This window comes from Bradyrhizobium sp. LTSPM299, from assembly GCF_000938235.1.
Classification (GTDB): Bacteria; Pseudomonadota; Alphaproteobacteria; order Rhizobiales; family Xanthobacteraceae; genus Bradyrhizobium.
The window spans coordinates 629,663-645,001 of sequence record NZ_JYMU01000049.1; the positions used below are offsets into that span (position 1 = coordinate 629,663).

Genomic DNA, 15,339 nt, shown 5'->3' on the forward strand with positions numbered 1-15,339 from the left:
CATCCCCAATATCTTGTGGTGAGGCGAAAATCCGATTTTACCGATCGGCTCGCCGGCAACTTTGCCGGCCGAAAAGTTCTTAATATACGTTGACGGCTGAGTCAAGATCGCGCATCGTCCGCCGGCAAGTTTGCCGGCGGAGCAGGTGACTGGATGGAATTGACTGGTGTTTTTTCGTTGGTTTCAGGAGCCACCCGGGAAGCAGAGACGGTCGGCTTCCGATTCGGAGCGAAGGGTACGCACACCAGTCGGACAATGATGTTGGAGGAGCTCAGCCAGGTCCTGGAGGCAACAAGTCAGGACGCTCGGCGGGCCGACTACGCGGCGGCAATCATCGACGGCAACTGCCTGTCAAAACCAACCGCCTCTACGCGCAGACTAAGCAACCAACGGCTTGGCGAACTTTATGGTCTGGATCCCGCGATCCCTCTCTTCCGGGTCCTTCGCAGGCTGTGGGATATACGCTCTGACGGCAGACCACTTCTCGCCCTTCTGGCGGCGATCGCCAGAGACCCGCTCCTGGCAGCGACCTGCCCCGCAATCGTCGCTATGCCGGCCAATGCCGAGCTTCAGCGCGTTTCATTGAAGGGAGCCCTTCAAGCTGCTGTCGGAGATCGGCTGAACGACAGCACCTTGGAAAAGGTGTGCCGCAATGCGGCGAGCACTTGGGCACAATCGGGCCATCTGGAGGGCCGAACATTCAAGAAGCGGCGAGTAGTGCTGCCGTCAACGTCCGTAGTAACTTTTGCCATTTACCTGGCCCATGCTGCCGGCTTCCGTGGTGCTGAAATCTTCTCGTGCGGGTGGTTGAGGGTGCTCGATTGCGACCCGTCTCGGGCACGCGAGCTCGCACTCGATGCGAAACGGTCTGGTTTGCTCGACTTGCGAATGGCGGGTGATGTTGTCGAGCTCAATTTGTCGCGACTAGATCCTTACACCGTGAGGGCGTAATCATGGCGCGCATCGAAGATCTCGCCGAGCGCTACGGACGTCATATCGCCACGCCCTGGCAGCGCACAATCGCCGGCGCGCAACGCGTACTGATGGTGGTGTACGACAAAGAGCTTGAACGCACCTTGCGGGCTCGCCTCCTTGCATTTGAAACTGCCACCCGAGAGGCGGGGCACGACTGGCGTCAAATCGACCTTGCCGGCACCTTCGCGGAGTGGATGGCTGCCGACGACTATCGTGATGAATATTTCCGATCGCCGGAGGATCTTCAGCTAAAGCTCGATGCAGAGTTTCCCGACTTCGTGGCAGAACGCCTCCGGGCGGAACTTCAGAAGTCCGATGTCACGCCCCATTCGGTTGTAGCCGTTCTAGGTGTCGGCGCGCTATTCGGATTCGCTCGCATCTCTCAAGTGCTGAAGATCGTAGAGGCCGATATTCGGGGACGCCTCGTCGTGTTTTTCCCCGGTCAATTTGAGCGCAACAACTATCGGCTACTCGATGCGCGCGACGGTTGGAATTACCTCGCCGTGCCGATCACGTTGCACGGTGAAGGAGAAACGCCATGAAAATCAAAGACACCCTGCAGCGCGATCCCGCCTCCCATCCGCTGGTAAATCAGGGTCAGGCACGGATTTCGGACAGCCGAAACGAACGTACCCAATCCGAGCTACGGGGCGAACTCGAGACATTCGTCTGCGAGGGGCAATACGCGGATGGTGTACAAAAGATAATCCGTTCCTTCCTCGACAGTATCGGAAAGACCAGCCAACGCGGTGCATGGGTGAGCGGGTTTTTCGGCAGTGGTAAATCGCACCTGCTGAAGATGCTCTGCCACCTCTGGCAAGACACAAGCTTTCCGGATGGCGCTACTGCAAGAAGTCTTGTGCCGTCGATTCCGGAAGACCTTCGTGCTCTGCTCCGTGAACTAGACATTGTAGGAAGACGGGCGGGTGGCTTGATCGCCGCCGCCGGCGCATTGCCCAGCGGCACCACCGATAACGTTCGGCTGACGATATTGTCCATTCTGCTTCGTGCTGTCGGACTTCCCGAGCAATATCCACAAGCCCGATTCTGCCTATGGCTGCACTCGCAGGGGCAGTTCGACAAGGTGAAGGCAGCCGTCGAAGCGAGCGGCAAAACCTTTGAGCGTGAACTCAACAACCTCTATGTCAGCGGTCCAATCGCCCGCGCTGTTATGGCGACCGACGCCAACTTCGCCGCCAGCGAAGCAGAAGCGAAACAGTTACTCAAAGCGCAATTTCCACCCCAGTCCTCCGACATCACCACGGAACAATTTCTATTGGTCGCGAAGGAGGCGCTGAGACTTAGGGCCAAAGATGGCCGGCTGCCCTGCACACTGCTCATTCTCGACGAAGCTCAGCAGTACATCGGTGACTCGCAGCAGCGTGCGTCGTTGCTTACCGAAGTTACTGAAGCGGTCTCAAAGCAGCTCGATAGCCACGTCATGGTCGTGGCGGCTGGCCAAAGTGCGCTGACCGAAATTCAGCTTCTGACATACTTGCTCGACCGTTTCACGATCCGGGTCCCGCTGTCGGACGCGGAAGTCGAAACTGTCACTCGCAAGGTGCTGTTGCAAAAAAAGCCGACCGCAGTTGCGGATGTGCGTGCTCTGCTCGACAAGCATGCGGGTGAAATTTCGCGGCAACTTCAAGGCACGCGCATCGGCGAGACGATCGAGGATCGAGCGATCATCGTCGATGATTACCCGCTATTGCCGGTTCGGCGACGGTTTTGGGAGAATTGCTTCCGCCAAATCGATGCGGCCGGCACGAGCAGTCAGCTCCGCTCACAGTTGCGTATCATACATGACGCGGTCGCCAAGGTGTCCGAACGTCATCTCGGTTCCGTCGTGCCTGCCGACGAACTTTTCGAGGCGCTCGCGCCAGAGATGGTGAACACCGGTGTGCTGCTCCGCGAAATCAACGAGCGCATCATCATGGTCGGTCGAGCCGAGGGCCCTATCGCGCAGCGCATTTGCGGCCTCGTCTTCCTGATCGGCAAGCTTAAGCGCGAAGCCGGCGCCGATATCGGCGTTCGCGCCACTAAAGACCACATAGCCGATCTGCTGATCGATGACTTGGCGGCAGACAACGGCAAGTTGCGGTCGGAGGTGGAAGACAACCTCAAAAAGCTGAGCGACCAGGGCATGCTGATGCTGGTCGGCGACGAGTATCGTCTTCAGACAAGAGAAGGCAGTGACTGGGACCGTGAATTCCGCAATCGGCAAACCAAGCTCAACAACGACGACGCGGGGATCCAGTTCAAGCGCGACCAACTTTTGTACGGCGATATCGATAAATCGGTTCGTGCAATCCGCATCATGCAGGGCGCGGCGAAAGAACCACGCCAATTTCTGATCCATCGAGAACAGACCGCGCCAGTTGTCGATGGCAGCAGCGTCCCGATCTGGATTCGCGATGGCTGGTCCTGCGCCGAGAAAGATGTTCTAGAGGCCGCGCGTTCTGCCGGCACCGATAGTCCGATCCTGTTCGTATTTATTCCGCGCCAGTCGGCCGAAGACGTTCGGCGGCTGATCGTCGAGGCCGATGCCGCCCAGCAAACGCTCGATGCCAAGGGCAATCCAACGACAGCGGAAGGCCAGGAAGCCCGCCAAAGCATGGACAGTCGCCGCGTGCGCGCAGTGGGCGATCGCGATCGGTTGATCCGGGACGTCGTCGCGAATGCCAAGGTCTTTCAGGGCGGCGGAAGTGAGGTGCTGCTGGCGTCGCTGGATGAGCGGATCAAGACCGCCACAGAGGCTTCGCTGGTTCGGATGTTCCCGCGATTCAAGGACGCGGACTCAGCGGCTTGGGAAGCGGTCATTAAGCGGGCCCGGGAGGGAGCGGATCATCCATTCCAACCAACTGGCCATACTGATGCCACCGAGAAGCATTCCGTCTGCCAGCAGGTGATCGCGACGATCGGAGCCGGCAAGTCCGGGTCAGACGTCCGCAAGACGCTCGGCAGCTCGCCGTTTGGCTGGCCCCGCGACGCTGTCGATGCCGCGCTCATTGCCCTGCATCGGCTCCAGCATCTTACCGCTACTTTGAACGGTCAAGCGCTTCCGCTTGGCCAGCTCGATCAGAACAAGATCGCCAAGGCCGAGTTCCGCGTCGAGCACGCGACACTATCGGTGGGTGATAGGCTGATCCTGCGCAAACTGTTCCAGGTCCTCGGCCTGCCCTGCAAGAGCGGCGAGGAAGCCGCGCGCGCCGGCGAGTTCCTCAGCGGCCTGGTTGCGTTGGCGAAGGCCGCGGGCGGAGATGCTCCGCTCCCAGCCGCCCCTACGCTTACCGAGATAGACGATGTCCAACGGCTGATCGGGAATGAGCAGTTGGTCGCCATCAAGAACAAGGGGACCGAGTGGGAGGACAGAATAAAGGCTTGGGGTGGAACGCGCGACCTCATCGCAAGGCGCCTCCCCGCTTGGGGTGTCGTAGGCCGCCTTGCAAAACACGCTGCAAAGATCCCTGAGGCGAAGCCCCAGCTCGACCAGATCGATGCGATCCGCTCGCAGCGTCTTCTCCTTGAAGCCGCCGACCCGGCCAACACGGTGCGCCAGGCTCTCGCCGCCCTTTTGCGCGACGCCGTTCAGAAGGGCCACACTGCGCACGAGGCAGCATTCACCGCTGCGAACGCGACGCTGGCAGCGAACGGCATCTGGGTGCAGCTGAAGCCGTCCGATCAGGACAGCATCAGATCCGCGGTCGGCCTCACCGCGCCGTCTAGGCCGGATGTGGCAACGGATGAAGCACTCGCCGACACGCTGGACCGCAAACCGCTTTCCGGAATCCAGGCCGAAGTCGACACTATTGCCGGCCGAATCAATCAGGCCATAGAGCGCGCGGCGCGACTTCTGGAGCCAAAGGTGCAGACTGTAACGCTCGAGCGCTCGACGCTTCGGGATCCGGCTGAGGTCGAAGCCTGGATCGACCGGCAGAAGACGATGCTGCTGTCGAAGGTCGCCAACGGCCCAGTGTTGGTGAACTGAGGAGCGCACAATGGCATCGCTTGACCGGACCCTACGCAAGGACCTTGAGACCACCGTCAAGAAGGCGCGGCGCGTGGCCGAGGCCGGTGCCCGCAAGGCCGTAGCGCAGCTTGGCGTGGGTGATACTGATGCACCGAAACATCTCTCGGCCGAGCAACGCACGCTCCGCAATCGCCTCCGCGCGCATGGCCGTCAGCTTGGAGACCGGCGCGACACAAAGACGGGCATACAAGACACCGCGCGACTCACTCAGGAATGCGCCTACGAGCACTGGCACCGCATGCTGTTCGCGCGCTTTTTGGCTGAGACGGACCTCCTGATCGAGCCGGAGTCGGGTGTCGCTATAACTCTCGATGAGGTGCAAGAACTCGCCCGCGAAAAGGCGACGGATTGGCTAGAACTGGCGAGCGACTACGCCGAGCAAATGTTGCCGCAGATCTTCCGCAAGGACGATCCAGTGCTGCAGATCGCGCTGCCGCCGGAAACCCGCTCTCAAATGGAGGACCTGCTGAAGGGTCTGTCGAAGGCGGCGTTCGAAGCGGATGACAGCCTCGGGTGGGTCTACCAATTCTGGCAGGCGGATAAGAAGGACGAGGTCAACAAGTCCGAGGTGAAGATCGGCGCGGACGAGCTGCCGGCAGTCACGCAGCTTTTCACGGAGGACTACATGGTCCTCTTCCTACTTCACAACACGCTTGGCGCTTGGTGGGCCGGGAAGGTGCTTGCCCGAGACCCGAGCCTCGCAACATCAGCGGAGGACGAGGCGGCATTGCGCGCGGCTTGCAAGGTCGGCAATATCGACTGGGAGTACTTGCGCTTCGTCAGAGACGACGTTGAGGAAGGAGCGGAAGGCCTCTGGCGTCCGGCCGCCGGCGCGTTCGGGGGTTGGCCCAAAGCCGCGAAGGAAATCACGCTGCTCGACCCCTGCATGGGGTCGGGGCACTTTCTGGTCTTCGCACTACCCATCCTCGTTGCTTTCCGCATGTCTGAGGAAGGCCTGTCGAAGTCGGCGGCGGTCGAACTGGTGCTACGCGACAATCTATTCGGATTGGAGATCGATCCCCGTTGCACACAAATCGCGGCCTTCAATCTCGCCTTCGCTGTCTGGCGCATGGTGGGCTACCGCCTACTGCCAAGGCTAAATCTCGCCTGCTCCGGTCTCACCATCGGTGTCACTAAGGCGGAATGGCTGAAGCTAGCGGCGCAAGCGGTGACCGCCGCCGATCCAGCTGCCAAGCGCGACTTGTTGGGAATAGAAGAAAACCTGCTAACCACCGGCTTAGAGGCGCGCGTCAGGAACGGTCTAGAAGGTCTCTACGACCTTTTCGCCAAGGCACCCTGGCTTGGCAGCCTGATCGACCCGCATCGCGCCGGCGGTGACATCTTCAACGCCGAATTTGTACAGTTGGAGCCTCTCCTTGGTTCCATCCTGGCAGCGACTGGGAGCGATGACCTGGCGGAGATGGCCGTGGCTGCGCAGGGGATGGCGAAGGCGGCGGAGTTGCTTGGACGGCGGTTTGTGTTGGTGGCGACGAATGTCCCATATCTCGGGCGTGGAAAGCAGGACGATATCATAAAGGACTATTGCGATACGAAATACCCGGAGGCGAAGGCGGAGTTAGCGACATGCTTTGTCGAGCGGTGTCTGGATTTCTGTTCAGAGGATGGCAGCGCTGCACTTGTGACGCCCCAGACTTGGCTTTTTCTCGGAACGTTCAAGAAAATACGCCGGTCATTCTTGAAAAGCCGAGAGTGGAACACCATCGCTCGTCTCGGACCAGCTGCTTTTCAGGATATGAACTGGTGGGCCGCAACGACACTTCTCGTGGGGCTGACAAGGAAGACGCCATCTGCAGAGGGGCAATACTTCAGCGTAGATGCGGGCATAACCAAAGAGATTTCGCAAAAGGCCCAACTGCTTCGGAACACCGAGCCACGTGTCGTATTACAGAGAACGCAGCTTCAAAATCCTGACTACATTATCAATGACGAAGAAATAGATCAGACGAAAATACTCAAGGCATTCGCGTTTTCCAATCAGGGTGTCTTTACCGCAGATACAAATCGGTATGTATGCCGCTTCTGGGAGTTTCCGGAGCTCGGTTCAGACTGGTCATTCTATCAGATGGCGCCTGAGAGCAATGTCTCTATTTCCGGCTGTCACAGTGTGCTGCGTTGGGAGTCCGGCGCCGGCTCCCTTGCTGAATCAAATCGTGCGCGCGTGTGCGGCCAGCCGGCGTGGGGAAAGCTCGGCGTCGCAGTTTCTGTGACGGGGCACCTCTATCGTTCGCTGTATCTGGGGACAATTTTCGACGGCACTGCCGCAGCCATAACGCCCATTAGCGAGGGAGATCGTTTGGCGTTGACCGCATTTCTGCTTGATAGCAGATTTCCCCAAGCGGTCCGGTCAGTTGATCCTGCCCTTTCGGTGACCGAAAGTTCTTTCCTGAAGGTGGATTTTGATCGCAATGCTTGGGCCACCATTGCATCCAATGTCTTTCCTAATGGCAAGCCGGCGGCATCGTGCCCCGATCCCACACAATGGCTACACCCTGGAGTCATTCAGGGTTCAGATGCCCCACTTCAAGTGGCTGTTAGCAGGCTTGTAGGCTATCGCTGGCCAAGACAAATGGGCTCCAGATTTCCAGAATCTCCTCAACTCAAGCCTGATGGTCTTGAGAAGCACGCCGACAGTGACGGTATTATCTGCCTCACCGCGCTTAAAGGCGAGCCACCCGCCGAGCAACGCCTAAATGCGCTCCTCACTGATGCTTTCGGCGCTGAGTGGTCTGCGGCTAAGCTCGCGAGCCTACTCGCCGAGGTTGGATTCGCTGGCAAGTCGCTCGACGACTGGCTGCGCGACGGCTTCTTCACCCAGCATTGCGAGTTGTTCCACCAGCGCCCCTTCGTCTGGCACGTGTGGGATGGGCGGCGCGACGGCTTCCATGCGCTGGTCAACTACCATCGGCTCGCTGCACCGAACGGCGAGGGCCGGCGGACGCTCGAGAAGCTGATCTATTCCTATCTCGGCGACTGGATCGACCGGCAGCGCGCCGACCAGAAGGCGGGTGCCGAGGGTGCGGACGCGCGCCTTGCTCATGCGGAGCATCTGAAGACCGAACTCATTAAGATACTGGAAGGTGAACCGCCATACGACAGCTTCGTGCGCTGGAAGAAGCTGCACGAGCAGCCGGTCGGCTGGGACCCGGACATCGACGACGGCGTACGAATGAATATCCGTCCATTCATGACCGCCCAACCGCTCAATGGTCGAGGAGCGAGCGCCTGCATCCTTCGGAGCATGCCGAAGGTCAAATGGGATAAGGACCGCGGCAAGGAGCCAACCCGCGACAAGATCGACTATCCTTGGTTCTGGGACTGGGACGAGACTACGATAAATTTTGTCGGCGGCGCTGAATTCGACGGCAACCGCTGGAACCATCTCCACTACACACGCGCAGTTAAGCAGGCTGCTCGCGATCGCCACCGCGCGTCGGCGGGAGGCAAGGCTTGACCCTCTCGGCACCCAAAACACTCATCGACGCTCTGCAGGAGTCCTTCGCCGGTGCTTTGCGCTCACCGGATGGCACCGTCGCACCAGTCGCGCTCCTTTGGACGGACACAGACGGGCAGTGGCGACCACTTGTTGCGACGCTGATGAAAGCTCTACCGGAGCTCTACGCTCTCGGTTCCTTCGCGCCTGACGAACGGCAGGGGCCAGTCATCTGGCTTAAATGTGTCATCGAGCGGAGCCTGCCAGACAGCTCACCTCCCCCGGATGTGGTGCCGATCATCTATCTGCCCAACGTGAGCCGGCAGGATCTACGGGCCAGCGGCGATTGCTCCGCCTTCCTTCAGCCCCTCATCGAGCTTCAATATCGTGGCGCAATTTGGCACCAGCGTAACGGTCGAGATTGGACCGTGGATGCTTTCCTGACGTCCGAGGATGGCATCGGGCTCGACATCGCCAAGGACAATCGTACGCGTGACTCCGTATTGCGAGCGTTGGCGTTGCTAGCGCCCGAGCCGCTCGCCGGGCTTCGTGGACGCCGGCTCGAAGCTGACGATTTCGACAGACTGGCCATCGGCGATCCAGTTCGCGATTTGCTCAGCTGGATGAGCGATAAGGACGGATTCGAGGGACGCTGCGATCCAAATCGGTGGGCAACCTTCAGAGATATTTGCTGGCGTGAATTTAGTTTCGATCCAGATGAGGACGGAACTCAAGGAGCCGCCGATGCGCTGCTTCATGGGGGCGGTAAATGGGATGACGTCTGGCGGCGCTTTTGCGATGCACCGCGCCTTTATCCAGGTGTGTCGGCTGTGTTGCGTCAAGCCCGCCCGCGCGACCTGCTTGGCCTCGCCGACCATTCCCGCCGGCCTGGACTCAACGAGGAGCAGGAGGACAGGCTTCGCAAGGAATTCGAAGCCATCCTGTCTCTGCCGCACGCACAGGCCTGCGAAGAAGTCGGCAAGCTCGACAGTGAGCACAAGGAACGGCGGGGTTGGGTTTGGGCGCAACTCGGAGAGAGCCCCTACGCGGTGGCCCTTGAGCCGCTTGGACGGCTTGCGAAAGCGGCCAAGACGACGTTGGGCGGCCCCACGATTGAAGCCATTGCCGCCGACTATGCGTCCCACGGCTGGCGCTGTGATCGTGCAGCGATGGATGCGCTCTGCCGTCTGAAACAAGGCGCTGAAAATAGCTTGGTGACGAAGGTTGTTCGGGCGCTTTACGAAACGTGGCTCGATCGCTCAGCGCGTCGGTTTCAGGAGCTGATGTCCGCGCCCGGTGTGGATCCACACAAGCTGACCACAGCCGTCGTCGCGGAACGCGACTCGTGCGTCCTGTTTGCCGATGGGCTCCGCTTTGATGTGGGCGCGACCCTGCAGGAACGCCTGGAAGCCCAAGGCTTGCGGGTGCGAATTTCGCATCGAATCGCACCGATACCGACCGTTACCGCGACGGCGAAACCGGTCGCGTCTCCCGCGCATGGGTCGTGTTCCGGCAAAGCCGATGCTGAAGACTTCACTCCGATCATCACATCGAGCAGCCAGCCCGCGAATGCCTCCCGGCTACGCGATGTAATGGCGCGTGCGGGAGTCGAAATTCTCGACCTAGATCAGTCCAAAATGGCCGCAAGTGGCGAAGGGGGCGGTTGGACCGAGAGCGGTAAGCTCGACACGCTTGGGCACTCACTCGATGCTCTTCTTGTCCGTCAGATAGATCCAGAAATCGATTCCTTACTCGATCGTATCAGCGGCTTGCTGAACGCTGGATGGAGCAGGGTTCGTGTTGTCACGGATCATGGGTGGCTCCTTCTTCCAGGCGGCTTGCCGAAGGTCGAGCTTTCCCCGCACTTGGTTGCAACAAAGTGGTCCCGGTGCGCCGCCGTCAAAGGTGGCTCCGCCCCAAACATTCCCACCTACCCCTGGTACTGGAACCCAGTGCTGCGCATCGCTTCGCCACCGGGCATTGGCGCTTTTGTGGCGAACTGCGAATACGCACATGGCGGCATAAGCCTTCAGGAATGCGTCATTCCTGAACTCATCGTGGAGCGGGGGGAAGAGGCGGTGGCTGCAACAATCACGGAGATCAGCTGGCGGGGCATGAGATGCAGGGTAGCTGTGAAATCCAATGCCGACGGGTTGCAAGTCGATCTACGCCTTAATTGGAAACAGGCTGCATCGAGCATCGTCGCGGCTGCCAAAGAATTAGGAAGCAACCGCGAAGCGAGCCTCGCTGTCTCGGACGACAAACACGAGGGAGCCGCTGCCTCGGTTGTCGTCACCGACGCATCGGGACGGGTGCTCGATTCCAAGCCGACAACGGTCGGAGAAGACGCATGAGCATTGAACTCGATGAACTCGACAAGTTGGCTGCCTCGGTCTTCGACGGATACCTTGTGCGCAAAGACCTCGTGCGAAAATACTCCCGCCAGTATCCGGTTCCAACCTATGTCGTCGAGTTCCTGCTCGGACGCTATTGTGCCAGCGTCAACGAAAGCGAAATCGCCGAAGGGCTGGAGATCGTCGAAAAGCAGCTCATGGATCGAACCGTCCGAACCGGCGAGGAAGAACTGTTCAAAGCCCGTGCCAAAGAGATGGGATCGATCAAGATCATCGACATTCTCCGTGCAAAGCTTGACGCAAAAAACGATTGCTATGTTGCGGAACTTCCGAGCTTGAATTTGCGTGACGTCCGCATCGACGATCAGCTCGTGCGCGACAATGAGCGGATGTTGACAGACGGCTTTTATGCCGAGGTCACGCTCGCGTACGACGGGATCATCGCTCAAGAAAAAGGTGGGCGCCCCTTCGGCGTGTCGTCTCTTCGCCCCATCCAAATGTCCAAGGCCGACGTGCTTGACGTCTATGCCAAGGCCCGTGGAAGCTTTAGCACTGATCAATGGATCGACTTTTTGCTGCGTTCAATTGGTCTCGAACCAGCCGCTTTCAATGAACGCGCAAAGCGCGTCGTCCTGCTGCGCATGATCCCCTTCGTCGAGCGGAACTACAACCTCATCGAGCTCGGGCCACGCGGAACTGGCAAAAGCCATCTGTTTCAGCAGATTTCGCCTTATGCCCATCTGATTTCCGGCGGTAAGGCGACTGTCGCGAAGATGTTCGTGAACAACGCGAGCGGGCAACGTGGCTTGGTCTGCCAATATGATGTCGTCTGCTTCGACGAAGTTTCCGGGATTTCCTTCGACCAGAAGGACGGCGTCAACATCATGAAAGGCTATATGGCTTCGGGCCAATTTAGCCGTGGCAAGGAGAGCATCCGCGCCGAAGGCAGCGTCGTGATGGTCGGAAATCTAGACGTCGATGTAGAACAACAGCAGAAGGTCGGTCACCTCCTGAGCCCGATGCCACCCGAGATGCGCGATGATACGGCGTTCATGGATCGAATTCATGCCTACGCGCCCGGCTGGGACTATCCGAAGCTGAAGCCTAGCGAACACCTGACAGATCACTTTGGTCTCGTGAGCGATTTCCTCAGCGAATGTTGGACCCGGCTACGCGCCGGTAACCGCGTTTCGGTGTTGCAGGGTCGCGTCCATCTGGGCGGTGCGCTCAGCGGTCGAGACCTCGAGGCGGTCAACAAGACCGTAAGTGGGCTGACAAAGCTATTATTTCCTGATTCCGAAATGCCCGTCCCTGACGAGGATCTGGAGTGGATTGTTCGAGTTGCCTTGGAGTCCAGGCGCCGTGTGAAGGAGCAGCAGCGACGCGTCTTCAAAAGTGAATTTCGCAATACGCATTTCAGCTATATTTTGGGTCCCGATGGCGCCGAGCAGTTCGTGTCGACACCAGAGCTGCATAGCGATGAAGCGATTGAGAGCGATCCGCTGCCGCCCGGTCAGGTTTGGGGCGTCAGCTTGGGCGCAGGCGAAACTGGCCCCGGGCTCTATCGGATAGACGTGACCTGCGGACCCGGTAGCGGCGTCAAGATTCTAAATCAACCCACCCCACCTGCGTTTCGCGAGAGTGTACGCGTTGGCGAACAAAATCTTTACACTAGATCCAAGGAACTGGTTGGAGATCGAAATCCACGGGAGGAAGAGTTCTCGATTCAGATGCGGCCGATGGATTCCGACAGGACAGGAACCGGGCTGGGGGTTCCAGTGCTTGTCGCATTGTGCGGTGGCCTTCTTGGACGCAACACGCGTGGCGGGACGATCGTTGTAGGCGCGCTCAACCTCGGTGGCTCGATTGAAATGATTCCGAACGCTGTCCGAATTGCAGAGCTTGCGATCGACAAACAGGCACAAACGCTACTGATGCCGGTGTCCGCGCGCCGGCAGTTGAATGACCTGCCAGACGACCTTTGGACGAAGATAAGCATTGAGTTCTACAAGGATGGTAGCGACGCCGTATTCAAGGCGCTCTTGGAATAATGATGCCCGCGGGTCGGAACACCGCTCAGCTTGGCGACCTGCAGATTCGGCTTGAGCCAGGATTTCTCGATGATCCAACGCGGAGCGGCTTCGTTGGTGTGTCCGGAGATCCGGATTGGCCCGCTGTTCGACCGACGTGTAGGAGCCGTGGTCATCCGCCGTACCGTCAGATCGGCAGAGCCAGTTGCGGCTCGGCCTGAAATTCGCCGTGCAACGCGGACAGCGAGATCCCCAGAAGCCGGACTGGCTTCGGGACCGGCATCTCGCTCTGCAAGAGACCGACAGACAGACGTTCCAATTCGCTGCGGTTCGAGACCGCGATGGGTACGGATTTGCTGCGCGTGATGATCTCGAAGTCGTTGAACTTCATTTTAAGCGTCACCGTGCGTCCCCGGTTGCCGGCGTCTTCGCAGTATCGCCAGACCTTGTCGATGAGCGGCTTGAGTTCAACGACCATCGCGTCGAAGTCGGTGAGGTCGGTGGAGAACGTGTTTTCGGCGCCGACGGATTTGCGGATCCGGTCGGCGCGGACCTCGCGGTTGTCGACGCCCCGCGAAATCCAGTAGTAGTAGCTTCCGGCCTTCCCGAAGTTTGTCTGCATAAATTCGAGCGACTGGTTGCGCATGTCGAGGCCGGTGTAGAGACCTAGGGCGTTCATTTTGGTGCTGGTCGCAGGCCCGATGCCATGGAATTTGCCGACGGGCAGCGTTTCGACGAACGCCGGCCCCATCTCCGGCGTGATGACGTACTGGCCGTTCGGCTTGCGGTAGTCGGAGGCGAGCTTGGCCAGAAACTTGTTGTAGGAGATGCCGGCCGAAGCGTTGAGGTCGGTTACTTCCTTGATCTTGGCACGGATCGCCAACGCGACGTCCCGTGCCAGCGGAATGCCTTGCAGATTTTCGGTCACGTCGAGGTAGGCCTCGTCCAGCGACAGTGGCTCGATGATCGGCGTGTGCTCTGCGAAGATCTCACGGATCTGCTGAGAGACCGCCTTGTAGACCTCGAAGCGCGGCTTGACGAAGATCAGATCTGGACACTGCCGCTTGGCGGTTACCGAGGGCATGGCCGACCGCACCCCGAACTTGCGGGCTTCATAGCTGGCTGCCGCCACGACGCCCCGCTCCTGGGATCCACCGACGGCGACCGGCTTGCCGCGGAGATCCGGATTATCGCGCTGCTCGACGGACGCGTAGAAGGCGTCCATGTCGACGTGGATAATCTTGCGCTGGCGGCCCGGGGGAACTGCCTGGTCGTCATCGTCCTCGATGGTCACGTTGTCTGCCCGGCCGGATCTTCCTTGGCGCCGCGGGCGACGATTTTGAGCGACCCGTCCGAAAGCGGCCGTTGCAGCTTCAAGACCTCGTCCGGAGGAGCCGTCATCCAGGTCTCGACCTCGTCCGGCGTTGTCAGGATCACGGGCATCGCCTTGGGGTGGATGGCGCCGACCTCGGCATTCGGCTCTGTCGTGAGGAACGCGTAGAGGTCGTTGGTCGTCTCGCCCTCCTTGACCTTGCGGACGGAGGTCCAGTTGGTCCAGATCCCGGCGAAGCAGGCGAGGGGACGGCTCTCATCGAGCGCGAACCAGATATCGCCGCCTTCGACCTTGTTAAACTCGCTGAAGGAGTTGAACGGCACCACGCAGCGGTTTTCGGTTCCGAGCCATCGCGTCCAGTGTTTGCTCTTCACGTTGCGGATGTTGGTCGTGCCGCCGTCCGGCTCCATCCGGAGCAATTCCTTGAAGTCGACCGGCTTGCCCTTGGCTTGCAGCTTTTCGGCTCGTTTCTTGGTGGCGTCCATCAGCGCCTTTGATGACGATGGCATGCCCCACCGCGCCGTGGCGAGTTCGCGGCCCTCGGGTCCGTTGCGCACAATCGGTGCCTTGTAATCGGGAAACACGCCGGGCATCGGCGCCAGATTGCCGACATACCGGTTGATCACTCGAAACAGCGCGATGATGGCGGCCTGGTTGGTGGTGATCGAGTAGAGATTGCACACGGGGGTCTCGTTCTGCTTGGACGGCCGCACGAACGGCCTTTGAGCGGCGTCGAATCCTATTTGCGCGAGCAGGTGGCGTCGCTGATCTTGTACCTGCCGCCGGAAAATTTGGGCCAGTCGCACGCGGTGCCGGACCTGGTCATCTGTTCCGCGATGTCGACTTTGTCGAGGAAGCACTGTGCCACGATGCGGTCCCGGCTGGTAGGTCGGGACCGCCCGTCGCAGACGGTGCCTTCACCCACTTGCAGACAATGGACCGTCTTGCCCTCGATCATGCTCGACAGCACGCCGGCGGCCTGTCCGTAACCAGCTTGCCCGCGTTCGGGTGCGTCGATTCCGCAGATCCTCACGCGTACCTTGGCGCCATCGGCTTCCATGGTGAAGGTGTCGCCGTCGGACACAGCTAGAACTTTCCCCAGGTAGTCAGCCGCTATCGCCGGGGAGCAAACGGATGCGGCGACGATGGCGATGAGCAATCTCATT

The 15,339-nt window shown here is 59.7% G+C and carries 9 protein-coding genes; 6 read left to right on the forward strand and 3 right to left on the reverse strand.

Annotated elements, in window-relative coordinates; translation table 11 throughout:
• The first annotated feature begins 153 nt into the window (after window positions 1-153).
• From UP10_RS26185 to brxL, 6 genes are read left to right on the forward strand one after another with little or no spacing between them, the layout of a single operon-like run.
• The gene (locus UP10_RS26185; RefSeq protein WP_044590039.1) at window positions 154-951 is read left to right on the forward strand and encodes a hypothetical protein; all 798 of its coding nucleotides are present in this window, start codon (window positions 154-156) and stop codon (window positions 949-951) included.
• Between the two features lie 2 nt (window positions 952-953).
• Window positions 954-1,517 carry a BREX protein BrxB domain-containing protein gene (locus UP10_RS26190; RefSeq protein WP_044590040.1) on the forward strand — a complete coding sequence of 188 codons (564 nt, stop codon included), beginning with the start codon at window positions 954-956 and terminating at the stop codon, window positions 1,515-1,517.
• Window positions 1,514-4,963: a BREX system P-loop protein BrxC gene (brxC, locus tag UP10_RS26195; RefSeq protein ID WP_044590041.1), complete on the forward strand. Its 3,450-nt coding sequence runs from the start codon at window positions 1,514-1,516 to the stop codon at window positions 4,961-4,963. Before UP10_RS26190 ends, brxC begins: the two co-directional genes overlap by 4 nt.
• 10 nt (window positions 4,964-4,973) lie before the next feature.
• Window positions 4,974-8,477, forward strand: a complete 3,504-nt coding sequence (locus tag UP10_RS26200) for an Eco57I restriction-modification methylase domain-containing protein (protein WP_044590042.1) — start codon at window positions 4,974-4,976, stop codon at window positions 8,475-8,477.
• On the forward strand, window positions 8,474-10,810 hold the full coding sequence (gene pglZ / locus UP10_RS26205) for a BREX-1 system phosphatase PglZ type B (RefSeq protein ID WP_044590043.1): 2,337 nt from the start codon (window positions 8,474-8,476) through the stop codon (window positions 10,808-10,810). The genes UP10_RS26200 and pglZ overlap by 4 nt, the downstream gene beginning before the upstream one ends.
• Entirely contained in the window at window positions 10,807-12,861 is a 2,055-nt protein-coding gene (gene brxL, locus UP10_RS26210) for a protease Lon-related BREX system protein BrxL (protein ID WP_044590044.1), read from the forward strand. Before pglZ ends, brxL begins: the two co-directional genes overlap by 4 nt.
• Window positions 12,862-13,027: 166 nt before the next feature.
• On the opposite strand, the gene dinB is transcribed toward brxL, so the two are convergent.
• From dinB to UP10_RS26225, 3 genes are read right to left on the reverse strand one after another with little or no spacing between them, the layout of a single operon-like run.
• Window positions 13,028-14,134 (reverse strand): DNA polymerase IV, encoded by a 1,107-nt coding sequence (gene dinB, locus UP10_RS26215; protein WP_082077250.1) that lies wholly within the window; start codon window positions 14,132-14,134, stop codon window positions 13,028-13,030.
• A complete protein-coding gene (locus tag UP10_RS26220) occupies window positions 14,131-14,856 on the reverse strand; it encodes an SOS response-associated peptidase (protein ID WP_044590144.1) in 726 nt (241 codons plus the stop codon). Before UP10_RS26220 ends, dinB begins: the two co-directional genes overlap by 4 nt.
• A 56-nt stretch (window positions 14,857-14,912) precedes the next feature.
• Window positions 14,913-15,338, reverse strand: a complete 426-nt coding sequence (locus UP10_RS26225) for a thermonuclease family protein (protein WP_044590045.1) — start codon at window positions 15,336-15,338, stop codon at window positions 14,913-14,915.
• Window position 15,339 lies beyond the last annotated feature (1 nt).

Coding starts and splice junctions, on each gene's coding strand:
- UP10_RS26190 (WP_044590040.1), top strand. CDS start 954: ATGGCGCGCATCGAAGATCTCGCCGAGCGCTACGGACGTCATATCGCC.
- UP10_RS26225 (WP_044590045.1), bottom strand. CDS start 15,338: ATGAGATTGCTCATCGCCATCGTCGCCGCATCCGTTTGCTCCCCGGCG.
- UP10_RS26200 (WP_044590042.1), top strand. CDS start 4,974: ATGGCATCGCTTGACCGGACCCTACGCAAGGACCTTGAGACCACCGTC.
- UP10_RS26185 (WP_044590039.1), top strand. CDS start 154: ATGGAATTGACTGGTGTTTTTTCGTTGGTTTCAGGAGCCACCCGGGAA.
- brxL (WP_044590044.1), top strand. CDS start 10,807: ATGAGCATTGAACTCGATGAACTCGACAAGTTGGCTGCCTCGGTCTTC.
- brxC (WP_044590041.1), top strand. CDS start 1,514: ATGAAAATCAAAGACACCCTGCAGCGCGATCCCGCCTCCCATCCGCTG.